Annotated in this window: 20 protein-coding genes and 1 pseudogene; 6 read left to right on the top strand and 15 right to left on the bottom strand. The window is 42.8% G+C overall.

Going from position 1 to position 26,626, the window contains the following annotated elements; translation table 11 throughout:
- Window positions 1-29: 29 nt before the first annotated feature.
- From mobA to DXD78_RS00305, 6 genes and pseudogenes are all read left to right on the top strand, one after another.
- Window positions 30-452: a conjugal transfer protein MobA gene (gene mobA / locus DXD78_RS00330; protein WP_040312737.1), complete on the top strand. Its 423-nt coding sequence runs from the start codon at window positions 30-32 to the stop codon at window positions 450-452.
- Window positions 437-1,699: a conjugal transfer protein MobB gene (mobB, locus tag DXD78_RS00325; protein WP_007560899.1), complete on the top strand. Its 1,263-nt coding sequence runs from the start codon at window positions 437-439 to the stop codon at window positions 1,697-1,699. The genes mobA and mobB overlap by 16 nt, the downstream gene beginning before the upstream one ends.
- A gap of 62 nt (window positions 1,700-1,761) precedes the next feature.
- A pseudogene (locus DXD78_RS00320) lies at window positions 1,762-2,682 on the top strand (YWFCY domain-containing protein); the annotation flags it as partial.
- Between the two features lie 639 nt (window positions 2,683-3,321).
- Entirely contained in the window at window positions 3,322-4,974 is a 1,653-nt protein-coding gene (gene ltrA / locus DXD78_RS00315; RefSeq protein WP_007560904.1) for a group II intron reverse transcriptase/maturase, read from the top strand.
- Between the two features lie 4 nt (window positions 4,975-4,978).
- Window positions 4,979-6,214: a TraM recognition domain-containing protein gene (locus tag DXD78_RS00310; RefSeq protein WP_007560906.1), complete on the top strand. Its 1,236-nt coding sequence runs from the start codon at window positions 4,979-4,981 to the stop codon at window positions 6,212-6,214.
- 294 nt (window positions 6,215-6,508) lie between these two features.
- A complete protein-coding gene (locus tag DXD78_RS00305; RefSeq protein ID WP_025018816.1) occupies window positions 6,509-6,922 on the top strand; it encodes a hypothetical protein in 414 nt (137 codons plus the stop codon).
- Between the two features lie 3 nt (window positions 6,923-6,925).
- Here the strand turns inward: DXD78_RS00305 and DXD78_RS00300 are convergent, their stop codons facing one another.
- From DXD78_RS00300 to DXD78_RS00235, 15 genes are all read right to left on the bottom strand, one after another.
- A complete protein-coding gene (locus DXD78_RS00300) occupies window positions 6,926-8,209 on the bottom strand; it encodes a sigma-54 dependent transcriptional regulator (protein WP_007560909.1) in 1,284 nt (427 codons plus the stop codon).
- Window positions 8,190-10,508 carry a hybrid sensor histidine kinase/response regulator gene (locus DXD78_RS00295; protein WP_229038314.1) on the bottom strand — a complete coding sequence of 773 codons (2,319 nt, stop codon included), beginning with the start codon at window positions 10,506-10,508 and terminating at the stop codon, window positions 8,190-8,192. Before DXD78_RS00295 ends, DXD78_RS00300 begins: the two co-directional genes overlap by 20 nt.
- A gap of 189 nt (window positions 10,509-10,697) precedes the next feature.
- Window positions 10,698-11,648: a family 16 glycosylhydrolase gene (locus DXD78_RS00290; protein ID WP_007560915.1), complete on the bottom strand. Its 951-nt coding sequence runs from the start codon at window positions 11,646-11,648 to the stop codon at window positions 10,698-10,700.
- A 26-nt stretch (window positions 11,649-11,674) separates the two neighbouring features.
- On the bottom strand, window positions 11,675-12,883 hold the full coding sequence (locus DXD78_RS00285) for a family 43 glycosylhydrolase (RefSeq protein WP_007560917.1): 1,209 nt from the start codon (window positions 12,881-12,883) through the stop codon (window positions 11,675-11,677).
- Window positions 12,884-12,891: 8 nt separating this feature from the next.
- Window positions 12,892-15,414 carry a glycoside hydrolase family 2 gene (locus DXD78_RS00280; RefSeq protein ID WP_040312738.1) on the bottom strand — a complete coding sequence of 841 codons (2,523 nt, stop codon included), beginning with the start codon at window positions 15,412-15,414 and terminating at the stop codon, window positions 12,892-12,894.
- Between the two features lie 71 nt (window positions 15,415-15,485).
- Window positions 15,486-18,041: a glycoside hydrolase family 2 TIM barrel-domain containing protein gene (locus DXD78_RS00275; RefSeq protein ID WP_007560921.1), complete on the bottom strand. Its 2,556-nt coding sequence runs from the start codon at window positions 18,039-18,041 to the stop codon at window positions 15,486-15,488.
- 120 nt (window positions 18,042-18,161) lie between these two features.
- Entirely contained in the window at window positions 18,162-19,649 is a 1,488-nt protein-coding gene (locus DXD78_RS00270; RefSeq protein ID WP_117652425.1) for a UxaA family hydrolase, read from the bottom strand.
- 42 nt (window positions 19,650-19,691) lie between these two features.
- Complete coding sequence (locus DXD78_RS00265; RefSeq protein ID WP_007560925.1) at window positions 19,692-21,134, bottom strand: tagaturonate reductase; 1,443 nt, start codon at window positions 21,132-21,134, stop codon at window positions 19,692-19,694.
- A gap of 29 nt (window positions 21,135-21,163) precedes the next feature.
- Window positions 21,164-22,180, bottom strand: a complete 1,017-nt coding sequence (locus DXD78_RS00260; protein WP_007560927.1) for a zinc-binding alcohol dehydrogenase family protein — start codon at window positions 22,178-22,180, stop codon at window positions 21,164-21,166.
- A 37-nt stretch (window positions 22,181-22,217) separates the two neighbouring features.
- The gene (gene fucP, locus DXD78_RS00255) at window positions 22,218-23,471 is read right to left on the bottom strand and encodes an L-fucose:H+ symporter permease (protein ID WP_007560929.1); all 1,254 of its coding nucleotides are present in this window, start codon (window positions 23,469-23,471) and stop codon (window positions 22,218-22,220) included.
- Window positions 23,468-24,391: an amidohydrolase gene (locus tag DXD78_RS00250; protein ID WP_025018820.1), complete on the bottom strand. Its 924-nt coding sequence runs from the start codon at window positions 24,389-24,391 to the stop codon at window positions 23,468-23,470. The genes fucP and DXD78_RS00250 overlap by 4 nt, the downstream gene beginning before the upstream one ends.
- A gap of 11 nt (window positions 24,392-24,402) precedes the next feature.
- Entirely contained in the window at window positions 24,403-25,335 is a 933-nt protein-coding gene (locus DXD78_RS00245; protein ID WP_007560932.1) for an aldo/keto reductase, read from the bottom strand.
- Window positions 25,336-25,375: 40 nt separating this feature from the next.
- Window positions 25,376-25,759, bottom strand: a complete 384-nt coding sequence (locus DXD78_RS00240; RefSeq protein WP_007560934.1) for an L-rhamnose mutarotase — start codon at window positions 25,757-25,759, stop codon at window positions 25,376-25,378.
- Window positions 25,760-25,952: 193 nt separating this feature from the next.
- A complete protein-coding gene (locus tag DXD78_RS20980; RefSeq protein ID WP_007560936.1) occupies window positions 25,953-26,126 on the bottom strand; it encodes a hypothetical protein in 174 nt (57 codons plus the stop codon).
- Between the two features lie 62 nt (window positions 26,127-26,188).
- Window positions 26,189-26,617, bottom strand: coding sequence for a hypothetical protein (locus DXD78_RS00235; RefSeq protein ID WP_117899356.1), 429 nt, complete (start codon window positions 26,615-26,617; stop codon window positions 26,189-26,191).
- Window positions 26,618-26,626 lie beyond the last annotated feature (9 nt).

Raw genomic sequence — 26,626 nt, 5'->3', positions numbered from 1 at the left:
AAAGAAAAATAACCCAAAAGCAGAAAAGCATGGAGAAAAAACAGGCAAGAAGGACAGGCAGAAAACCGAAGACTGATCCGGCGGACTACAAGTACAATTTCCGTCTGAACGCACAGGAGAAAAGCAGATTTGAAAGACTGTTTCTGGAATCCGGAGCAAGGGACAGGACAATCTTTATCAAGAAATCAATCTTTTCAGAACAGCTGAAGGTAATCAAGGTGGACAAGGTTTCCATGGACTATTACATCCGGCTCGGGGAATTTTACAGACAATTCCAGGCAATAGGCAACAATTACAATCAGGTCGTAAGGGCCGTACAGAAAAACTTCGGGGAAAAAAGGGCGATGTCCTTGCTTTACAAACTTGAAAAGGCTACCCTGGAACTGATACTGCTCAACAAACAGATTATGGCCTTAACTAAAGAATATGAAAAGAAATGGTTGCAAAGATAAGTCACGGAGAAAGTCTTTACGGGGCACTGGCCTATAATCATGAAAAGGTATTTCAGGGGACGGCGGAAATCCTTTCCGGACACCGGATGATTTCCGACCGCCCGGGACTGCCGAGCGAGGACATGCGTCTAGCTCTCCTTTCATTTGAAAACCATCTGACGGCAAACAGGAGGACGGATAAGCCGGTCCTGCATATCGCCCTCAGCCCGGCACCGGAAGACAGGCTGGACAATGACAGGCTGGCGGAACTGGCAGAGAAATACATGCAGAAAATGGGTTATGGTGACCAGCCGTTCATCGTGTACAGACATGGAGATACCTGCAACACGCACATACATATCGTGAGTGTATGCATTGACGATGAAGGAAGGAAAATCAATGACTCCTATGAACACCGCCGTTCAATGACAGCCTGCCGGGAACTGGAACAGGAATTCGGACTGCGTAACAGTGCGGATGCGGAAAGACGGAATCCGAAAGCGGAACTGAAAAAGGTGGATGCCTCACAGGGGGATATACGCCATCAGATAGGAAACACACTAAAGGCCGTACTGGAAAGCTACCGTTTCCAGACTTTCGGAGAGTATTCCGCACTGCTTTCCACACTGAACATTGAAGCCCGACAACTACTAGGCGATTACATGGGAACACCCTATACGGGTATCATCTATTCGGCTACAGATGATATTGGAAAAGTAGTCAGCCCTCCGATAAAAAGTGCAAGGTTCGGCAAGCGTTTCGGAAATACGGGACTGTCCGAACGTATGTTACGGCATACACAGGACTTCAAGGAAGGCAGATGGGCTCCTGCCATATCCGGCAAGGTCGTATGGGCCATGCGTAACGCAAAATCGGAACAGGAATTCAGGGAACTGCTGAAACAGGAGCACATTGATGTGGTATTCCGAAGGAACGATACCGGACGTATCTACGGTGTCACATTCATAGACCATGAACGGCGCGAGGCGTTCAACGGTTCACGTATGGGAAAGGAGTTTTCCGCCAACGTATTCAACGGCCTTGTCAACTGGTGGGAAGGAATACCCTGGCAGGACAGACAACAGTCCGGTCCGGAGGAACTTTGGAAACGGTACGGCCACCGTATGGAAGAAAACAGTGCGCTTGAACAGGCGGCAGGCATCTTCTCCTTTGAGGCAAATCCGGCAGTCGATTACGAGGAAGAAGCGTTCCGTCGCCGCATGAAACGGAAAAAGAAACCGCAGAAACGCAAATCACGCGGTATCTGATCAATCAAAATGAGTCAACAACAGGGGGAACAACGGATTCCCCCACAATCATCTACATCATTATGCAACAGGAAGACGATTTGAGAGCCCTTGCCAAGATTATGGAATTCGGCAGGGCTGTCAGTATTTTTATTCTGGTAGTCCACGTTTATGTATACTGCTATCCCAGTATGAGTGCCTGGCATCTGAATCTGGATGTCATAGACCGGATACTGATGAACTTTGACAGGACAACCGGTATATTCGGCTGTATCCTTTGGACAAAACTGATGGCAGTGCTTCTGCTGGCCATATCCTGTATGGGTACTATCGGAGTCAAGGGTGAGAAGATTACATGGCAGCGTATATGGGCGGTACTCACTGCCGGGGCGGTTCTGTTTTTCATGAACTGGTGGCTGCTTGACCTGCCTTTTCCACACGAAGCGATTACTGCCCTGTATGTGGTGACACTTGCAGCCGGTTATCTATGCCTGCTCATGGCGGGACTGTGGATCAGCAGGCTTTACAGGCATAACCTGATGGAGGATGTGTTCAATATGGAAAACGAATCCTTCATGCAGGAGACAAGGCTGATGGAGAATGAATATTCTGTCAATCTGCCCACCAGATTCCAGTATGGCGGCAAGCTCAACGACGGCTGGATCAACGTGGTCAATCCTTTCCGCGCGACCATCGTATTGGGAACACCGGGTTCCGGTAAATCCTACGCAGTGGTGAACAACTACATCAAACAGATGATTTCCAAAGGTTTCAGTGTATATATCTATGATTACAAATTCGATGACCTTTCAACCATTGCCTATAATACATTGTTGCACAATATGGACAAATATAAGGTAAAACCGCATTTTTACGTCATCAATTTTGATGATCCGCACCGTTCACACCGCTGCAATCCCATCAATCCGGAGTTCATGACAGACATATCTGACGCATACGAAGCAAGCTATACCATCATGTTAAATTTGAACAAGACCTGGGTGTGACCTGTAAAGTCACGTAATTGATTGTTAGACAGTAATATTAATTGCATGATTTAACCCGCTGTTCCGTCAGCGGTAGCCTACTATAAGGTGCATCTCCAGTGATGGGTTGTGCCAAGCTTATAGGACAAAGTACACTTTCCGAAAGGACAAGACTGAACCGTGAGGGAATGTCAAGGGCGGTTAGTATCATACCGTTGAGTGGCGAGGCTGGATAGCATGGTTAACGTAAGTGAACTGACTTTAGCCGTCGTAAGGTTTGAAGGAGCGCAAGATACTTTAGCTCTCACCAAAAGGTAAGCAGTCGGATAACCCTTGCCCATGTTGGGGTTACACGGACACAGCACTGCCGGCGGACTTGGCAGAACCTAAACTATCCGTTTGTCAATTACGTGGAACAGGGCAAGCCTGTATCTCTCTCGTAAGAATGCGAGTAAGCGAACCGCAAGGCAAGCCGAATGGGGTGCAGGTATGAGATAACGGAAAAAGCGAATGCCACCCTGTAATGGGGTGGATACGGATTGAATCAACATCACGGGTTGTTATTGGTGACATCATCCGACACGAAAGTGGGCAGACTTCCGTATATGGTAACTCTTTACAAGATAACTTTTAGAACTTTCAAAAGGAGGAAAGCAAATGAACGAAACTAAAACATCGTGTGCGCCTGCTGATAGTAGGAATCTAACTTGGGACGGAATGGACTGGTCCAAGTGTGAAGCCTATGTCCGAAAGCTACAAGCGCGTATTGTAAAGGCTCAAAAGGAAGGCAGACATAACAAGGTGAAAGCCTTGCAGTGGATGCTGACCCACTCTTTTTACGCCAAGGCATTGGCGGTAAAGAGGGTTACTTCCAACAAAGGGAAGAAAACGTCTGGAGTAGATAAACAGCTTTGGGATTCTCCCAAGCGCAAGTACAAAGCAATCGGTGAACTGAAACGTCGTGGTTACAATCCGCAGCCGCTTCGTAGGGTTCACATCAAGAAAAAGAACGGTAAACTCCGACCGCTGGGAATACCGACAATGAAAGACAGGGCGATGCAGGCATTATATCTCATGGCATTGGAACCGATAGCCGAAACGACAGGCGACCGCTTTTCTTATGGTTTCCGCAAGAGACGCAGGACAATGGACGCTATCCGTCAGATTGATACGGTTCTAAACCGCCAGCATTCTCCCGAATGGATTTTGGAGGGAGACATTAAAGGCTGCTTCGACCATATCAGCCACGACTGGCTTCTTAATCATATCCCTATGGATAAGACGATACTCAGAAAATGGCTGAAATGTGGAGCTGTATTCAATGGCAAACTATTCCCGACAGAAGAGGGTACACCACAAGGAGGTATCATATCACCGACACTTGCAAATATAGCACTTGACGGACTTCAACCACTCTTGGCTGAAAGATTCAAAAGATTATGGCGCAACAATAAGACATTCCACTACAAGGTAAACCTTATTCGTTATGCGGATGACTTTATAATCACAGGTCGAGAAAAGGAGCTATTGGAAAACGAAGTCAAACCTATCGTGATAGAATTTCTCAAAGAAAGAGGGCTAACCTTATCCGAAGAGAAAACTACCATTACGAACATATACGACGGTTTTGATTTCTTAGGTTTCAATGTGAGGAAGTTTGGCAAAAGGCTATACACATCCCCGTCCAAAGATGCACAGAAACGCTTCAGGGCAAAAATCGGTGACATCGTTAAAGGACATAAAATGTGTAAGCAGGAATCGCTGATACGAATGCTTAATCCTGTAATCACAGGTTGGGGCAACTATTACCGATATGGTGCATCAACCGATGCTTTTCATGGTTGTGACAATCACATTTACAATCTCACGAAGAAATGGGCTTTACGTCGCCATCCAAAGAAACGCAAGTCTTGGGTTGCAGACAAATATTGGCATGAAATTCGGGGGCGTAAATGGACGTTTGCATGGAAATATGAAACCAAGAGCAAGAAAGTGAACTACCTGACCCTTAAAAGGTTGTCGGATATACATTATACTCCGTACAAGCAAATCAAAGGTGAGGCAAACCCTTTCGACCCGGAATACGATGATTATTTCTTTCAGCGAAAGGAGCAACAAATGCTGGAATCTCTCAAGGGACGTAAGTCTCTCTTATATTTATGGAACAAGCAGAACCGGATTTGTCCGTTATGTGGCAAGGAAATAGATTGTACAAAAGCATGGAACGTCAACGAAATATCTGTTGGTGGTTCGATTGTACGGCAACTTGTCCACAACAACTGCTACAAGCGAAATAAACGAAAATGTTGAAAGTATGAGCCGATTTCTAACAACAAATAGAAATATTGAGTTGCTTGAGCCGTATGAGGGGAAACTCTCATGTACGGTTCTTAGGGGAGAAGGGGGCAGCAATGCCCTTGACTTACCCGATATTGAAAAACAGGGTGACTTCTTTGTAGAGTCTCCTATTATCCTTTTGGCAGCTATAATCTGGTATTTGAAAATATACAAAAATGGTATCTATTGCAGCTTCCCTCATGCCGTGGAACTGCTGAACAAACCTTATTCTGATTTGTTTACCATATTGACTTCCTATCCGGAACTGGAGAACTACCTTTCTCCTTTCATGGATGCCTGGAAGGGTGGGGCACAAGACCAGCTTCAGGGCCAGATAGCTTCGGCGAAAATTCCGCTTACCAGAATGATTTCTCCACAACTGTACTGGGTCATGACAGGCAATGATTTTTCTCTGGACATCAATAATCCGAAGGAACCTAAAATCCTTTGTGTGGGCAATAATCCGGACCGACAGAACATCTATTCCGCAGCGCTCGGACTGTATAATTCCAGAATCGTCAAACTGATAAACAAGAAAGGGCAGCTTAAAAGCACGGTCATTATAGACGAGCTTCCTACCATCTATTTCCGAGGACTGGACAACCTGATTGCAACGGCACGTTCCAACAAGGTGGCGGTCTGTCTGGGATTCCAGGACTTCAGCCAGCTTAACCGTGACTACGGTGAAAAGGAAAGCAAGGTGATTCAAAATACAGTCGGCAACATATTCAGCGGTCAGGTGGTCGGCGAAACGGCCAAGACACTTTCCGAACGCTTCGGAAAGATTTTGCAGAAACGGCAGTCCATATCCATCAACCGTCAGGATGTCTCTACATCTATCAACACCCAGCTGGACTCACTGATTCCAGCATCCAAAATTTCCAACCTCTCACAGGGTACGTTTGTCGGTTCCGTATCGGATAATTTCGGTGAGAAAATCGACCAAAAGATTTTCCATGCGGAAATTATCGTGGACCATGCCAAAGTAAGTGCGGAAGAAAAGGCTTATAAAAAAATCCCGGTTATCAACAGGTTCAAGGACAGTGAAGGAAATGACATCATGCTCCAACAGATACAGCGCAATTATGACCAGATAAAGGCGGATGCACAGGCTATCATCAACGATGAGATGGAACGTATCAAGAGCGACCCGGAACTATGTGAACGGCTGGGAATAGAAAGTGCAGAAGAGGAGAAAAGAAAAGCTGAATAGATACAGAATGACAAATAAATCCTGAATCAGTTTGATTTTCAGGGAACATTCCTTATCTTTGAAATTGAAATAGAACATAACGGCGGATTACGGGATGTTTCCGTCGATTATATACATAAGTCGCAAGATGTCTCGAACAGGAATCTGACAAATTCAAAAACACGGAGGCTATTGCGTGAGGCTTATGCTATACCTTATAGCGTGAGCCCATGCGAGTTTCTGTGTTGGGCTTTGTCAGAGCCTCTGTTCGAAATAAGCATGGGTTTCATGCTTTTATTTTTAACAAGCAGAGGTATGGCAAAAGTACAGATTATTATGCCCGTCACATTGGACGGATTTCTACCGGATAAAAATGAGGAACTGATGGAATGGCTCAGGACAGACCGGAACGGTTTCCCTTATTGGGAAGAGCGGGCTACATTTAACATGTATCCGCATTACGGTATGCTTGATTTGATGGATGCCAAGGAAAGACATGAAAAAGACTGCACATTTTTCATGAAGGTAGAAGATGAAAAAAGTGCAGAATATGTGGGTGGTGTATTTCTCTTCCGACTCGCAGATGAACTGGTCATTTACCTGCTTCCAATATCATACAAAAGCGGGAAAAACATAACCGGAAAGATTCAATTCGGACAATGGACTTTGCGTGAGTCCAAAACATTCCGAAACAATGTATGCAGACTGGTATACCGCCTTAAAGAATAAAGATTACTTCAGACCAAGTTTCTTCATTTTCTTGTACAGGGCTGTACGACTGCAACCGAGTTCCACTGCTGTCTTGCTGACATTACCATGATTTTTCTCAAGCAGGTTTCGTATCTTTTCCTTTTCCTGAATGATACGAATATCCGGATTGTCACTACAATCTACATTGTCCAGTCCCAAGTCACAAACATCCAATAATACATTATCCGCAACAATTACCGCACGTTTGATTTTTGCGTTCAATTCCCGCACATTACCAGGCCAGTCATATCCCAGCATGCATGCTTTCGCTTCTTCGGTAAATCCCTCATTCTTGACACGGATTCTACAGGAATGTTCTCTTCTGAAGAATTCGGCAAGCGGAAGAATATCGTCTTTGCAATCTTTTAATGGCGGTTGAACAATTTCGAGTTCTGCAAGGCGATAATACAAATCCTCACGAAAGCGACCTTCCTCCACCGCTTTTTTCATATCCTCATTGGTAGCAGAAATGATACGTACATCCGTATGTTTCACTTTATCACTTCCTACCGGATTAAACTCCTTTTCCTGAAGGACACGTAGAAGAAGAATCTGCATGGAATACGGCATATTACCAACTTCATCCAGGAATAAGGTTCCTCCATTGGCCGTCTCAAAATGTCCTTTCCTATCAGCAACAGCTCCTGTAAAAGCTCCTTTGACTACACCGAAAAATTCAGAAGCCTGCAAATCGTTAGGTATACTTCCACAATTGACGGCAACGAATGGTTTGTCACGTCTGTCACTATAACGGTGTATCATCTGGGCTATCACCTCTTTACCGCTTCCACTCGAACCAAATATCATAACAGAAAGATCCGACGGTGCCACACGACGAGCCAGTGAAGCGGATTTTCTTGCTGCTTCACTGGTACGTTCAACAAAAGAACATTCTTTACGTACAATAACAGGTTGTTTAAGCATGCTATGTACTAATTCTATCAGTTGCTCTTGATGAACAGGCTTTTGCAAATAATCCTTAGCACCGAGCTTGATGGCACGGACCGCATCCGTGATACAGGCATAATCTGTCATGACAATAAATGGAACTTCCACATTAGAACGCATCATCCATTCCAGAAGGCTGATACCATTTCCTTCCGGCAGACGTACGTCTCCCAACACAAGATTGATTTCGTTTTTCTTCAGAATACTACGTGCTCCGGGCTCGTCCATTGCGGTTAGAACTTCGTAACCGGCTTTTTGCAACCATTTTTCAATCATACCGCAGAGTATCATATTATCTTCAACTATGAGGATTTTCATATTTCTTCAGTTCCTTTTTTGTTTCTTCTATTAATTTTTTAAGCCACTCCATGATTTGTATTGCATGTTCATGAACAGTTTCGTTTTGGCTATCACTGTCATGCAATATTCTTTGAAAATCACGTAAAATATTATCTTTCTCGAGCATTTCCCATACAGGCATCATCCGGTGTATTATTTTTCTCATGGTCTCACGGTCGGTTATCCTGTCAGCAGATTCCATCTCCTCCAGTTCTTTTTCAGATTCCATAACAACGAGAGAAAGCATATGACTATAATCATCCGTATTCTCCAGTAAACTGGAAAAATCAAAATCTCCGGAAACTGAAACTTGTGTACGAGATACAATGGTGGATAAAAAAGCGAGCAGTCCGTGGATATTGAACGGTTTATGAATACAGCCTGCAAATCCTTCTTTTTCATAAATTCCGGAATTTCCATCACCACGGGCAGTCATGACTGCTACTGGAACAGTTCTAAAATTGCCGATGTCCGAATTGCGAAGCAATCTTAACAAACAGAATCCGTCAGTATCAGGCATTTGTACATCTGTCAAGACCAAATCATATTCAGAATTTTCAAGAGCGGCCACTACTTCACGTGCATTCTTACAGGTTTTACAGGATATACCTTTGCGCCCGAGCATATCTTCTGCTATTTTCAGTTGTATAGGATCATCGTCCACTACAAGAACATTCTTAGGCAATATAGTTATTGTATTATGGTCCGATTTGTCTTCCTCAACTAACTCATCCGTTTCAGGCAAAGGAAGTTCCAGCCTGAATACGCTTCCTTTACCGAGTGTACTTTCCACATCCATTTTTCCTTCCAAAACCTTAATTAATCCTTTGGTAAGAAAAAGTCCCAAACCAAAACCTTCAGAATTGACATCCTGTGCGGCACGCTCAAATGGAGCAAATATTCTTTTCATTGTTTCCTCGTCCATCCCTATACCGGTATCTCTAATTTCAATCCGAAGTTTTCCCTCTGAATATTCAGTATGAAAATTGACGTTTCCTCTGGAAGTAAATTTGATAGCGTTTGTAAGTAGATTGGCCAGTACCTGTTCGAGTTTGTCCGCATCACCTTTTACAGTTACATTTAATCCTTTGTGTTCAGAATATAAAATAAGACCTTTTGAAGTCGCTTTACGAGAAAACTCATCTGAAATTCGTTTTAAAAAACGGTTAAGATAAAAAGGTATATCATTATGTAAATCTCCAGCTTCATTAATACGGTAAGCATCCATCAGATTATTGACCAAATGCAAGACGTGCTGGCAAGAATGGCGGATGTCATCTAAATATATTTCACGCTTTTTCTTCTCTCGCGTTTCCGATACTAGATCGGCACAGTTATGGATATTACCAAGTGGGCCTCTAATATCATGTGAAACTGTCAGGATGATTTTCTTGCGCATATCAAGCAAATTCTCGTTTTCCTGAATAGCTTGTTGTAATTTGGCTTTAATTATTTCTTCTTTACGTAAATCTGATTGTATAATTAAAAATGAAATTAATATTATAAAAACCGCAATACTCATCATTACGATAAATAATCGGAAGGATTCTTGTTTGACTTCTGTTACCTCTGAGTTTCGTTCTGTAAATGACAACTGTACCTGATTATCTAAAAACGATACAAAATCATATAACTTCTGATTTAACATCCTATTATGCAAACGCAGGCTATCCACATAGGTTTCAATCTGATTGTTTCGCAAATCTCTGGCAGAAACCAATCTATTATTAAAATCTTGTATTTCATTAGTAATATAGGGAACTTGTATCTTTTCCTTCTTTCCAAATAATCCGGCAATTCCTTTCTTTTTCTGAGTTATTGTCTTCACTTTTACTGTTTGAGTAGCTATTATAGGCAATTCATTAGTAAGAATACTATCAGATTTATTCGCAAATTGGATTGCTTTCATTATTCGAAACAAGTACATTTCTTTCGTTCTAAGCAATCCCCGTAAAGAATCAATTTGAACCGGACATAAAAAATCACCACTCCTTAATTTAATTTCAAGTAAAACACTATCTGTTTTAAAAAGGTGATTATGAAATATGTTATAATCAGACTCATCCCATGCTATAACCGATTCACCTAAAGTTGCCAACTTAGTAATATACAAATGAACTTTATTGGAATTCTCATAAGCTTCATTAATTTGAATTATCAGATTCTTAAGTTCTTTTAACCGACAACGTTCATTTATCATCGCAGTAACCATACTTATGACTATAAATCCAGTAATAAAATATCCAATAAATAGTCTTTTACGCAATAATGAAGTCATCAGGAACATTCTATTGATTTTTTGACATCATAATTTTATATATTTAACTAGTCATAGTATATATCATTCTCAAATATTTATTTCAAATTCAAGCAATAAAAAAGCACTTCATATTACAACTGAAACTCATTAATGAAAAAGTTGAATATATGAAGTGTTTATTAAATTACGATATAAACTATAAAAATCCTATTCTTCTGGGACCAGTGTATAAACCCTTATCCAGTCGACAAGGAAAGTGTGATCTTCCACATTTTTCAGTTCCTCATCCGTAGGGCTTAAACCTTTAACGGCCCTCCAGCTTTGGTCTTCCATATTTATTATGATGTCCATATCCTTAACCAACCCCGTGCCACCAGTGTAGTTGTTGGGATCAATAATATCCTTACCGCTTATAGTTCTGACGAGTTCTCCATCTACATAATATTCAAGTGTGAAAGGATCTTTCCAGAATACTCCAACACGATGAAAATCATCGCGCCACAATGTTCCCTTGTCATCCTTATACCATGAACCTGAATCCTTTGGCTGATAATCCTTGAATGGCTGACGGATGAATATGTGATGGCTTAAGTGAAGTCTGTCGGCACCATAACCTCCACCGTCTCTATCACCACCGTATGCCTCTATAATATCGATTTCCTGAGTATCATCAGGGCTAAGCATCCATACATCGGATGCCATGGTTGAATTTGAAAGTTTGGCGTATGCTTCTACATAAACCGGATATTTTACACGAGTCTTCGATGTAATACATCCTGTATAGGTTCCCGGGAGTTCCTTTGTGTTAGGTCCGCTTACAACTTTCTTTAGAGGGACATCTTCAGGACGGCTGGCTCTGATTTTAAGGAATCCGTCTGAAACGGAAACATGGTCTCTCTGCCATATTGTAGGAGCAGGCCCTGTCCAATGATTATGATAGAAATCAGTCCATTTGGCATAGAACTCTTTTCCTTTATCCTTTTCGTCAGCAATATAATTAAAGTCGTCCGACTGTGGATGAAGTTTCCACACCATACCGTCACCAGCATTAGCTGGTACAGGATAGATGTCCCACTCGTATGATTTATTATTTAAATTTTCTGCTGCACATGCAAATTGCAACGATGCTAAACAAATAGTAAACAGTTTTCTCTTCATGGTATCTTAATTTAAATTAGAATAATTTATTTACGTTCTTTTGATTCACCCTTAGCAGTATGTGTCTGCAATGTCCAAGTAGAAAATCTCATTATACTCTGGTAATCAGAACTGTTGTATATATGAGTAAGACCCCATCTCAATATTTCGGTAGGTTCTTTTTCGGCATCTGCACTACGGTTCAGACCAATGGCATGTGGTGCACCCTTTACTACAGACATTATCTCAAAGTTTATTCCGTCAGGCGACCACTGAAGTGTATTCTTTTCAGGACCATCGGTAGTAATAAGAGAAGCTATACCTCCTTTATAAGGCCAGACGCAGACTTCATGCCCACTGTTTGAAATAGGATTATATTCCGATTTCACATACGGACCCATAGGATTTTCAGCAATAGCCACACCGTGTTTGATTTCACGACCACCCCATGTTATTTCTTCTCCCATACGTTCTCCTTTGTAATACATATAGAACTTACCATTATAAGGTATTATACACGGGTCGTGTACCTTATGACTGTCGAAATCGCCTTTCGATACAACCTTGAATCTGTTATCCTCATCGCCTTCCCATTCGCCGGTATCAGAAGGTTCCAGTACTGGCTTGTCTGTCTTGGTCCACAGTCCTTCGGGGGAATCAGCACATGCCATACCGATAGTATTCTTAACACGGACTGTATAAGGAGATTTTACAGCCTGATAGCAAAGATAATACTTTCCTTTCCATTCCATTACCTCAGGAGTGAAAACAGAACGATCGTCGTAAGCACCCTTTTCACCACGCTTCACTGCAATTCCCTGCTCTTTCCATGTCAATCCATCCTTTGATGTGGCATACCATATATCGCATCTGTCCCACGGGAAAACCTTATCTTTCTCTATATCTCCAGCAAATCCCTGGGTAGGTCCATAGCTCTTTGAATACCACACATAATATGTATCACCTATTTTCAGCATTGCACTCGGGTCTCTTCTTACTACGCCCTCTTCATAAGCAAGATCACCTTTAAGTGGTTCCATCTTATACTCAAAGAACCATTTATTGTCGTGATTTTCCCATTTCATGGCACGTTTCATAGCTGCACTTAACTTATTTCCCTTAGGTATTCCCAATGAATCGGCCTTACGCTCATCATAATTCTGAGTGTCGTCAACGGCAATAGTCTGTGTATTGCCTGTATTTCCGCATGCTGCCAATAGCGACATCATGCCGGCTGCAAAAATAATTTTTCTCATACTAGACTTTATTTTATATTAATTGTTAGTTTATTCGACTGTAATTCACTTGTTTCTGCACTGATATTCAGTACCGATGTTTTTTCTGTTGACTGAAGCATCAGCATACATCTTCCCTGATATGTCATAATCTCCTTGCTTTGATATGGAGATACGTTCTTTACATTTCCATTGTCTATACCCAACAGACGGTACTCTCCATCGATGTTGAACTTAAGCATCTGTTCTGTTGTCTTTACAGGATTACCTTTTTTGTCTGTAAGCTGGGCTGTGACATGCAGAACATCCTTTCCATTTGCTGCGATACTTTGTTTGTCAACCGCTAGCAATATCGAATGTTCTTTGCCTGAAGTCCTTATAGCTGTAGTGGTATTACCTAACTTATTTTTTCCTTTTGCGGTAATAGTGCCAGGCTTGTACTGAACTGCCCATTTATAGATATGATCCTCAAAATCGTCTATATACTTCTTTCCCATCGACTTGCCGTTAACGAAAAGTTCCACTTCATCACAATTGGAATATATTTCTACTATTACCGAGTCACCTTTCTGATAATTCCAGTGAGAGTTTACATCATCCCAAACCCATAATCTTCTATCCCATTCATGTCCTTTCTTATCAGTAAAGCCATCTTTTACCTGGAGATACGAAGATTTGTCTGGAGTCTGTGAATATATAGCAATAAAAGGCTTGTCAGTCCACAATGATTTCATCATGTCGTACGAAGGCTTCACATAGCCGCACATATCCAGGAGACCACATCCTATTGACTTTTGAGGCCATCTTGAAAGGCGGCTTCCACTTTCTCCCAGATAATCGACTCCTGTCCATATAAACATACCCGGAACGAAATCTCTTTCAATCACCGCCTTCCATTCGTGCCACTGACCAAGATTTTCTGTACCCATTATAGGTTTGTCAGGATAATTCTTCTTAGCATAATCATACATCACGCGTCTGTAGCTGAAACCAGCCACATCAAGTGCATCGATATATCCTGTCTCAAAACTTATGGAAGGCAGGATGCAGTTGGCGGTAACCACTCGTGTAGTATCCATCTGGCGTGTCCATGCTGCTAATTTTTGCGCTGTACGACCAATGTCGTATGCTTGTTTAGGCTGGATTTTCCACATTTCTCTGATTTTTTCTTTAGAGTATGGAGGCTGGTTCCAGAAGTAATTACCGTTGGAATCGGCTCCAAAGAAACCTGTTGCCTCACGGCATCCGGTATAAGTCCATTCTATTTCATTACCTATACTCCACTGGAAGATACAGGCATGATTACGGCTTCTCCTCATTACGTTTTTCAAATCCCTTTCAGCCCATTCCTGGAAATGCTCACAATAACCATGAGTAGGATAGTCTTCTACCGTTTCCTTCATATTGAGCCTTTTATCTTTGGGATAATCCCACTCATCGAAGAACTCTTCCTGGACCAGAAGACCTATCTCATCGCACAAAGACAGAAACTCATCCGCTCCCGGATTGTGCGAAAGGCGGATGGCGTTACATCCTCCTTCCTTAAGGGTTTTCAGACGTCGGTACCACACATCGCGTATCATTGCTGTGCCAACTATACCGGCATCATGATGCAGGCATACTCCTTTTATCTTCATATTTTTTCCGTTAAGGAAGAAACCTTTGTCTGCATCAAAGTGGAATGTTCGTATACCGAACCTGACAGTGTTTTCAGAAATGACTTCATCGCCATTCTTAATACGGGTCTCGGCTGTATAGAGGACTGGTATCTCGACGCTCCACAAATCCGGCTGTTTTATCTCCGATACGATGTCGATAATTTTCTCCTCACCAGCATTCAGTTTTATACTGAAGACCTCAAAGGCTGCGATATTGCCTTTATTATCTTTATACACTATCTCAACAACAGCTGTTCTGGGTTCAGAGTAACTGTTGCGCACGGTAATTTGGTTGTTTACTTTAGCATATTTATCAGTAACCACGGGAGTAGTGACAAATGTTCCCCAAACCGGAATATGCAGTCTGTCGGTTACAATCATTTTCACATCCCTGTATATACCTGAACCGGTGTACCATCTGCTGTCGGCATAATGGCTGTGGTCGACCCTTACAGTCATGCGGTTATCCTCATTGGGATTGAGATAGTCTGTGACATCAAAATAAAAAGGAGCATATCCCGAAAGATGATATCCAAGTTTTTTGCCATTTATCCAATACTCAGAATTATTATATACTCCATCGAACACTATATAGCATTTCTGATTTGCGCTGATTGTTGTGGGAAATGATTTGCTATACCATCCTATTCCTCCCTGAAGGAAAGCTACACACCCTTCGCCAGAGATGGAGTCGTAAGGCAGACCAACACTCCAGTCGTGTGGCAGGTTCACTTTCTTCCATTCATCACCAGGGACATAAGAAGTATATGAATAATGAGCAGAATCTTTCAGTACGAATTTCCAATCTTTATTGAAATCAACATTTGAATCAGATGCTGAAACCTTTAGGGTTGATAATAGGATTATTAAAGCTAAAAGATTTTTATTTCTCATAATCTTAGGTTTTACATGTTTTTTTGATGTCATAAAACTATATCTTTCACTTATAATATATGAGGGGGATATTAATGTGATATAGGGTGGGAAATCAGAATTTTACATCTGCCCTGTATTCCACCGTCACCTACAACCTTTACAAAGGATGTTCCTTTCTTCCCTCTTATGGTTCTCAGGACAAACAGACACTTTCCGTTATATGTCCTTACACTATTGTTTATGACGTTGATGTTCAAATCTTCTATCGAAGGCGATCCATTGTCGAGTCCGGCAAGTTCAAACTTGTCGTCGAGGATTATCCTCACATCCGAAGGTATATCGACTACTGTGTTTCCTTTTTTATCTTCAATGGATACTTCTACATGGATAAGGTCATAACCGTTGTCGGTAGCTGTTTTGCGGTCGCAGTTCAGTGCCAGACGGCACGGCTTGCCGCTTGTGGACAAAGTGTCTTTCGACAATATTCTGTCGCCGTCCTTGCCTACCGCAAGGAGTGTTCCTTCCTTGTATGCCACCTTCCACATCAGTATATTATGCTCCATGAAATCGCTGCGTTTCTTTGTTCCCAACGATTTGCCGTTCAGAAACAGTTCCACTTCTGGGGCGTTGGTATATACCTGTACCAGTATGTCCTCGTCCCTGCGGTACTTCCATTTATCGCGTGTGTCGTACCACTCCCAGCGTCTGATCCATCCCGGGCGTGGAGTGTAGGTGAAACTTCCGTCAGCATCCATCTTGAACTCGCTTTCTTTTTCAGGTATTGTTACAATATGGGTTTTCGGTGTGTCTTTCCACAGACATTCAAAGAAATGGCCACGCGCTGTCTTGTTGCCCACGAAATCGAAGAAAGAACAGTCTCCACCCCTTGCAGGCCATGGACCGTTCTCGCCAAGATAGTCGAATCCTGTCCACACGAAGATGCCCGCTATGTACTTCTTGTCGGCCACGGCTGTCCATTCAAAGAGCTGACCAACATTCTCCGAACCGATAATAGGCTGATATGGATATAGCTTATGGTCGATTTCATAATATTTGTCTTTATAGTTATATCCCACTACATCAAGCACGTCTGTATATCCGGAGAGACGCGAAACTGACGGAACAACGACTCCTGAAGAGACGGGACGGGTAGTGTCCACATCCTTAACCCAACCGGCAAGGACAGCGGCTGTTTCAGCCAAATCGTCTTTTCCTCCTGACAGACGGTTGAACTCTTTCAGTATAGACTTGTTGTCTGTTTCCGGGTCGCCCGTATGGATAAGCCCCTTGAACCCTTTATTGTCTTTGCTCGATGCCCAGTAATATGGATAGGTCCATTCTATTTCATTGCCTATACTCCAGAGTATCACGCAAGGATGATTTCTGTCTCGCCTGATGAACGACTTGAGGTCGTGCTCGGCATGCGTATCGAAGTATCTGGTATATCCTATTGATATGCTGTCGGGCGCATCTTCCTTAGCTCGCTCAGTAATCCACTTTTTCTTTGCTACCTTCCATTCGTCGATAAATTCATTCATTACAAGAAGTCCCAGACTGTCGCACATTTCCAGCAGACTTTCCGAATGCGGATTATGGGCTGTACGTATGGCATTGCAGCCTATGGAACGAAGTTTCAGAAGGCGTCGCAACAGGGCATCATCGTATGCGGCAACACCCATACATCCCAAGTCGTGGTGTATGTTCACTCCTTTTATTTTTACGGATTTTCCGTTTAGAAGGAAGCCTTCATCCGCATCGAATTTAATGTTGCGGATACCAAATTTTGTTGTTTTCTTATCCATCACATATCCGTCAGAAGCAATCAGAGTAGTATGAAGCTCATACATCGAAGGCGTTTCAAGACTCCAGAGATGACAATTCTCCAGTTCAACAGATGCAGTGAACTCATTGAAATCGCCTTTCAGGGCAACAAAATCATCGGAAACAGAAGCTATTGTCTTGCCGTCGTACACTACTTCGTGCTTCACGGTGACTCCTTTTACACCTGTTCCAGCATTCTTCACCTCGCATACCACATTCACCATCGAACGGTTGCCTACCTGTGGTGTGGTAACGAATATTCCGTCTGAAGGAATATAGAGCTCGTTTCTTAGAATAAGACTCACATTCCTGTATATACCGGCACCGACATACCATCTGCTGTCGGCATACGCTCTTCTGTCAACGCAGACAGTTATTGTATTCATCGAACCTTTTGGTTTCAGATATTGAGTAAGTTCATATTCAAATCCCACATATCCGTTAGGACGGAATCCCAACAGATGCCCGTTTATCCAAACCTTTGAGTTATTATATACACCTTCGAAATGAATGAACACTTTTTTCCCATTCATATCATCCGAGGTGAGAAAATTCTTCATGTAAATCCCCACACCGCCAGGCAGAAAACCATTGCTTCCGGCTGTCTGAGTCTTGGTATATCCTTCGCTGATACTCCAGTCGTGAGGCAGACACACATCCTCCCACTTTATATCTGGACTCAGGAACAAAGTGTCCTGAGGCACGAAGCCTGCTGGTTTGCTGAATTTCCAATCGAAGTTGAAATCCACTTTAGTGGAGGTTCCGGCATAACAGAATCCGGACAGAAAGATAGTTAAGACTGTGATAATGTTTTTTATGGTCATATCGATTTTCAGATTAATATTAATGACAAAAATAATTTCAAAAGTGTAAAAACAAAAAAACTCTCCATTTATATTTCAGATATCAACGGAGAGTTTCATCATTTAAAAAAATAAAACATTTTATAAAGTTACTCCTTGCTTAAGGATAGCTATTTCCCGGTATCCCTTCTTTTCGTTCAGTGCCTGCTTTCCGCTTGCCACTTCCACCACAAAGTCTATAAAACGTCTGCTTAAAGATTCCATGCTTTCTCCCTCTACCAGAGTTCCGGCATTGAAATCAATCCACGTATGTTTCTGCTCGTACAGCGGTGTGTTGGTCGATACCTTCACGGTTGGAACGAATGTTCCGAACGGTGTTCCTCGACCTGTTGTGAACAGTACGATATGGCATCCGGCAGAAGCAAGAGCCGTACTTGCCACAAGGTCGTTGCCCGGTGCGCTCAACAGATTAAGTCCGTGTGTTGTGACATGGTCGCCATATTTCAGAACATCCTCCACCATCGAGCTTCCCGACTTCTGTGTACATCCCAATGATTTCTCCTCAAGTGTAGAAATACCTCCCGCCTTGTTTCCCGGCGAAGGATTTTCATATATAGGCTGGTCATTGCAGATGAAGTAGTTCTTGAAGTCGTTTATCATGGTCACTGTATCGTCGAATATCTCCTGCGTACGGCAACGGTTCATGAGCAGTGTCTCGGCTCCGAACATTTCAGGTACCTCCGTGAGGACTGTTGTCCCACCCTGGGCAACAAGATAGTCAGAGAACACCCCAAGCATCGGATTGGCCGTGATACCGGACAGTCCGTCAGACCCGCCGCACTTGAGTCCTATACGCAGTTTTGACAGGGGGACATCAGTCCGCTTGTCTTCCCTGGCTATGGCATACATCTCACGAAGAAGTTTCATACCCTCTTCTATCTCATCATCTACTTTCTGAGAAACAAGGAAACGGATCCTTTGGGTATCATAGTCACCTATAAACTCGCGAAAGGCATCAGGCTGGTTGTTCTCACAGCCAAGACCTACGACAAGGACAGCTCCGGCATTGGGATGAAGGACCATGTCGCGCAATATCTTACGGGTATTCTCATGGTCGTCACCCAACTGCGAGCATCCGTAGTTATGAGGGAAAGATATAATGGAGTCAACCCCCTCGCAATCTGTTTCCTTGCGAAGCTGTTCGGCCAACTGGTTTGCTATTCCGTTCACGCAACCCACCGTAGGGATAATCCATATCTCATTACGTATGCCGGCTTCTCCGTTGGCACGCAAATATCCTTTGAATGTACGGTTCTCGTTCGAAAAAGTCTGTTTCTCGAACTTCGGAGTGTAAGTATATGTACTCAGACCGGAAAGGTTAGTCTTAACAGTTTTCTCGTTCAGCAGATGTCCTTTCCTGACTTCTTTCACAGTGTGCGATATAGGGAAACCGTATTTTATCACCATATCACCTTCTGCAAAATCCTTCAAGGCAATCTTATGACCGGCAGGTATATCCTCAGCCAGTTCTATAAAATTGCCGTTTACCTCTATTATAGTACCCTTGGACAATGGGTGCAGTGCCACAGCCACATTGTCCGCAGGGTTTATCTGGATATATTCAGTCATAACAAACTAACATTTATAAATTGAAGAATACAGGTAGAAGTATCAATCTACAAGGTCTTTTACTGTCTGAAGCATTTCTTCGCTCTGGATTTTGTTGATATAGTAAATTACACGGTCTGCCAGTCCCGGGATGGTATTAAGGTCTTCACCCCAGATGGAAGTATCGGCGAGAACTGTCTTCACAAGATTTTCTACCGAGCCATCGTTCCACAAACTTGTAAGCATCGCCATGATTTCCGGTGCATCGTTAGGAACTATCTCTACACCATCGGCACGCTTTCCACCTTTGTAGTATACTATGATGGCTGCAAGACCGAGGACGAGTCCTTCAGGAAGAACACCCTTGCGTTTCAGATATTCCTTCACTCCCGGAAGGTCGCGTGTGGCATACTTAGGGAATGAGTTAAGCATGATTGATGTCACCTGATGATCCACGAAAGGATTGTTGAAACGTTCAAGAACGTCATCTGCAAACTTCTTAAGTTCTTCTTTCGGTAAGTTAAGGGTTTCCATCAGCTCGTCGAACATCACACGTTTGATGAACTTACCTATCACCTCATGCCGGCAAGCATCTCTCACGATATTGACGCCCGAAAGGAATGCCACCGGCGACAATACAGTGTGAGGACCGTTCAGGAGAGTCACCTTGCGTTCATGATATGGCTCCTCCGACGGGACGAACAGAACGTTCAGCCCCGCCTTGTTTGCAGGAAATTCTTCGGCAACCGATTCCGGTGCTTCGATTACCCACAGGTGAAAAGCCTCACCCTGTACAACTAAATTGTCATCAAAGTCTAGTTTAGTTTTTATGTTATCTATGTCTTTACGAGGGAATCCCGGTACGATGCGGTCCACCAGTGTGGCATATACACCACATACTGTTTCAAACCATGACTTGAACTCTTCACCAAGGTTCCACAATTCAATATACTGATAGATTGTTTCCTTCAGTTTGTGACCGTTGAGGAAGATAAGCTCGCATGGGAAGATGATAAGTCCTTTCGACTTGTCGCCGTTGAAATGTTTGAATCTGTGATAAAGCAACTGTGTCAGCTTGCCCGGATAAGAGTTTGCAGGAGCATCTTCGAGCTTGCACGACGGATCGAAGTTGATACCTGCTTCAGTAGTGTTCGAGATTACGAATCTCATCTCAGGCTGTTCTGCCAGTGCCATGAAATCATTATACTGGCTATATGGATTCAGGGCACGGCTGATGACATCAATCATTCTGAATGAGTTCACCACCTCGCCATTGTTAAGTCCCTGAAGATTGACATGATAAAGACAGTCCTGAGCATTGAGGGCATCAACCATACCTTTATCTATAGGTTGCACCACAACAACACTGCTGTTGAAATCTGTCTTTTCATTCATATTCGAGATAATCCAGTCAACGAACGCACGAAGGAAATTGCCTTCACCAAACTGTATGATACGTTCCGGACGTACTGCCTTTACTGCAGTCTTATTATTTAAAGCTTTCATTGTAATGTCAAAAATTAAAATTGATAAAATTAAAATTCAACCAACATTCTGAATACCTTACCTGGATTTTCCGACCATTTCTGCAGAGCCTCACCTGCCTCTTCAGGTTTCACTACGGCAGAGATAAGTTCGTTCATCGGGCAATTTCCATTCTGAAGATAATGTATCACGGCACGGAAATCCTCAGGCATTGCATTGCGCGAACCGCGTATGTCGAGTTCCTTCTGAACAAAATATTTTGTCTGGAAAGCCACTTCACTCTTGGCATAGCCTATACATGCCACACGACCTGTGAAAGCAACAATATCAATGGCAGTTACGTATGTGACAGGACTGCCCACAGCTTCTATCACCACATCAGCCATATAACCGTCAGTAAGTTCCCTTACTCTTTCAACCACATTTTCTGTCTTAGAATTGATAACCATCGATGCACCGAGACGTTTTGCCAGTTCAAGTTTCTCGTCATCAATATCCATGGCTATTACTCTTGCTCCACGAAGCGATGCCCTTACTATGGCACCAAGTCCAATCATTCCGCAACCTATCACGGCCACAGTATCAATGTCAGTTACCTGTGCTCTTGAGACGGCATGGAAACCTACGCTCATAGGCTCAATCAATGCACATTCCTTATCCGAGAGGCCGGCAGCCGGAATAACCTTTGTCCAAGGGAGGACAAGGAACTCCTGCATCGAACCGTTACGCTGAACGCCCAAAGTCTCGTTGTGTTCGCAGGCATTGACACGTCCGTTGCGGCATGAGGCACACTTTCCGCAGTTGGTATATGGATTTACAGTCACGTTCATTCCCTTCTCGAAACCGACAGGAACGCCTTCGCCTATTTCCTCTATCACAGCACCCACTTCATGTCCCGGGATAACAGGCATCTTGACCATAGGATTTCTTCCAAGGTAAGTATTAAGGTCGGAACCACAGAATCCGACATATTTGATACGAAGTAAAATTTCTCCGACTCCAAGTGTTGGTTTAACTATATCAGCTACTTGAACCTTTCCGGCTTCAGTAATTTGAACAGCTTTCATAATCTATGTATTTATTTAAATTTGTTATTGTATTATTTTAATGATGTTTTTTCTCTATCTTATAACCTTTCCAGCCATAATATGCTGTAAAGAAGAAACATATCAGAGGTATTATATATGCCACCTGATAGAAATCCGCGTTATGATTCATCACAAATGCGGTAAACTGAGGGATACATGCATTACCTATAATAGCCATTACAAGGAATGCCGAACCACTCTTGGTGTCCTCGCCGAGGTCGCGTAGAGCAAGTGAGAATTGGGTAGGATACATGATTGACATGAAAAACGACACTGCAAGCATGGCATAAAGTCCTGTCATACCACCGAACATAATAATTACTCCACACAGTATGATATTTACTATAGCGTATGTAAGCAGCATATCCTGAGGTCTGAATTTCGACATTAGCATAGTACCTATCCATCTGCCGCCAAGGAAAGCCAGCATATACAGTCCGAAGAATGTGGTCGCCTCATCCTCCGACAGACCTGCATACATGCAGCAGTAAACCAGGAACAGGCTGTTGATGGCTGTCTGCCCTCCGTTATAGAAGAACTGTGCGATGACTCCCCATCTCAGATGCTTGCGTTTCAACACTGCAAAATTGATAAGCTTGCCCTTCTCTCCGTGCGATTCTTCGTTATCTATGTCTGGAAGTTTACACAGTGTAAACACTACTGCAAGAATGATGAGTAACACGGCAAGAACCAGATAAGGCATCTTCATGGAGTCTGTCTCCATCTGGATAAATCCTTCCCAGCCTCCCGGGAAGTCGGCAGGCAGCGTTTCGCGCGTATAGTTCTGTCCGGTAAGTATAAGCTTGCTCAGAAACATTGCGGAGATGAAAGCACCAAGACCGTTGAACGACTGTGCAAGATTCAATCTTCGCGAAGCCGTGTCATGTGTACCCAAAGCTGTCACATACGGATTGGCAGCCGTCTCAAGAAAGCACATTCCCGTTGCCATAATAAAGAAGATTACAAGATATGCCCAGTATTCCTTTATCTCAGCTGCAGGGAAGAAAAGCAGACCTCCGATAGCAGCAAGAATGAGACCGACTATTATACCCGACTTATAGCTGAAACGTTTCATGAACATTGCTATCGGTATGGGAAACAGGAAGTAGGCCAGCCAATAGGCAGATTCAGTGAACGAGGCCTCGAAAGCATTCAGTTCACAGGTTTTCATCAACTGCCTGATCATTGTAGGCAACAGATTACTGCTGATAGCCCACATGAAGAACAAGCTGAATATCAGTAAAAGCGGTATAAAATATTTGTTTTTCATTCTGACATGTTTTTAATATAAGGTAACTCAGGCAGATTCTTGAAACCGTAAAAGGCTTTCGCGTTCTCGCCCAAGAAAAGTTTTTTGCTTCTCTCTTCCAATTCTTTTGATTTAATCACAAAGTCGTACGACATTTTGTAGGTGATGGCTGTAATTGTGCGCGGATAGTCGGAACCCCACATCAGTTTCTCGAAACCGACAAGGTCGGCAGCTTCGTTGATAGCCCTTATAGCACCGTTGAACGGATAGAACTCGTCATTGAACAGCCATGTGATACCGCCAGACTCAATCATTACATTTTTATGGCGGGCAAGCATTATCTGCTTCTTCCAGTCCGGTTTTGTAACCATGCCGAAATGACCGATGGCTATTTTCAAACCCGGACATTCTGAAATGATTTCTTCCATCTCGCCAACCTGAAGGTCTCCCTCTATCATATCTATGGAAAGAATCACTCCTTTATCTTCCATCAAATGAAACATCTTCATCATTTCGTCCGAATTGAGCATCACCCTTCCGTCCTTTAGCTGCAGACGGTGTCCTGGAATCTTTATGGCCTTAAACCCTTTGTCTATAAGTTCAACAGTCTGATTAAAGTAACCCTGCTTCCTGAATTCACACATACCGCACACAAAAAACCTGTCGGGATAATTTGTCATGACCTCTAGTAGATAGTCATTCTGTATACCATCGATATACTCCTGAGTAACAACAGCTCCTCCAACCTGGGCATAGTTCATATTTGCCAGGAAAACCTCTGCCGTATTTCTTCCGTCAATCATAAAGGGAGGAAGCATTTGTCTCACCTCCCCCATAAACAATGATTGACCATTCTCTGTAGTTTTTATTTTCAGGCCATCTACTTCAGTATCCTGATAAAGCCACAGATGTGAGTGAGCGTCAATTATTGTATAATCCATAGCAACAGTATTTATGAATTTGCCCAACTTACTCTTTGTTGATCACCTATTATCTCCTTAACCTTTTCCACAAGACTCCAGTCGATAGGTTCCTCAATGTATTTAATATTCTGAAGTACAGATTCTGATTTTGCCGAACTGAACAGTGTTGTAGGTATTCTTGGGTTACTAACAGAGAACTGTACTGCAAGCTTCTCAATAGGATATCCCTGTTCCTTACAAAACTTCGCAGCCTTTGCACATGCCTCAATCAGTGATTTTGGGGCTGGATGCCATTCAGGAACACCTCTCTGTGTGAGAAGTCCCATACCAAATGGTGAAGCGTTTATCACCCCTACACCCTTTTCATCGAAATAATCGAGGAAGTCAACAAGTTTGTCATCGTTAAGCGAATAGTGACAGAAATTAAGCACCGCCTCAACTGTGTCCGGAGCTGCATGGTCAATAACCCATTTCAGGTTTTCAAGCTGAAGGTCGGTTATACCCACATGACCCACCAGGCCTTTCTCCTTCAGTTCCACCAGAGCAGGCAATGTTTCGTTCACCACCTGGTTCATATCCGAAAACTCAACATCGTGAACATTGATAAGGTCAATATGATCTATATTCAGACGTTCCATACTTTCGTATACACTTTCCTGTGCGCGCTTGCCCGAGTAGTCCCATGTATTAACACCATCCTTGCCATAACGTCCCACCTTGGTTGAAAGTATGAACGATTCTCTTGGCAACTCCTTAAGAGCCTTACCCAGTACTGTTTCTGCCTTATAATGTCCGTAATATGGAGAAACATCAATAAAGTTCAGTCCATGTTCTACTGCTGTAAAAACAGACTGTATAGCCTCACTTTCTTTAATAGAATGAAAAACTCCACCCAACGAAGATGCACCATAACTCAATACAGGCACTTTCAGTCCTGTCTTTCCCAATTCACGATATTCCATTTTGAAAAAGAATTTAAAGGTTAATTTTTTACTCTATTTATTATTCATACAGATAGAACATACGTTCCATCATCTGCCATTTCTCGTCCGATGTGGCTCCCTCGGCACACTGCTGAAATTTTGCCACATATTCCTCCCATTCGGCCTGACGAGGCAGAGTGGCAAGCTTTGCCATTGCTTTATCCCAGTCAAAATTCAGAGGAGTTTCCACTATCATAAAAAGTTTAGACCCCAATATGTATATTTCCATTTCCAGAATTCCCACTTCACGTATTCCGGCACGTATCTCAGGCCATGACTCTTCCTTACTGTGAGCCTTCCTGTAGGCTTCAATCAATTCCGGATTGTCACGCAGACTCAAAGTCTGACAATATCTTTTCACTGGCTGAGAATAACTTTTCACTTTATATCCTTCTGTCTTCATGATATTATTAATATTATTATGTTAGTATTACATTTCACTTTCTTTATATTTTCGATGATGCTAAAGTATGAAGTATCCATCAAAACAATAGAGGAGATTTTTAAAAAAGAAAGAGGGGATATTATACCCCCTCTTTTTCGACATTTTTACCCCTCATGAAGGAGATAAAAAGTCACCCCAAACTCTATAAAAATCAAAACAGATTGAACTGCATTCCTGTGTAGAAAAATCCCTGGTTGGATTTCGGATTCCAATACGTCATCACCGTCAACGGGATTTCATATTTCATTACCCGAAGTTTATAAATTACATTCAAGGACACCTGAGTAATTCCTGCCGATTCGGCATACATGGTTCTGTTCACCATTTCCCCACTTTCATTTCTTGAATTTCTTAATGCGAAAGCTGTTCCAATACCAGGACCGACCCTTAGCTTTTCGTTCTGATAGATGAGATGGTATAGCCCACATATACGAAACTGGAGTATATGTTCTTGCTGTTGTCCAGATCCCTGTCGCGACCGTAAACAAGTGTAGAGAGGCTCAACTCCAGCGGAAATTTCCTGTCGCCCGTATAATTGAGCATAAGGTCTATAAAACGTCCCGTCTCATCAGGCTTATAGTTGAAGAACTCCTTATTATTATATGTAGCCCCCGGCGAGAAATTATATGTATCTATAGCCTTAATCTGAAACCTGCCATGAGTATATATTATATACTGGCTCAGCTCCTTATAACTCCCCCTGGTGTTCGATCCGCCAAGGAAACCGACGGTAAACCTCCCCGATGGGTCGGAAACCGACAAATCGGACGAGAGAATCAGTCCGTCGGCCACTTCAATGCCACGCCATAGAATCATGTTCTGTAG

This window comes from Bacteroides sp. D20 (genome assembly GCF_003436255.1).
Taxonomy (GTDB): Bacteria; Bacteroidota; Bacteroidia; order Bacteroidales; family Bacteroidaceae; genus Bacteroides; species Bacteroides uniformis.
The sequence above is the reverse complement of the archived record's forward strand: the minus strand, read 5'-3'. Positions and strand labels throughout refer to the sequence as shown.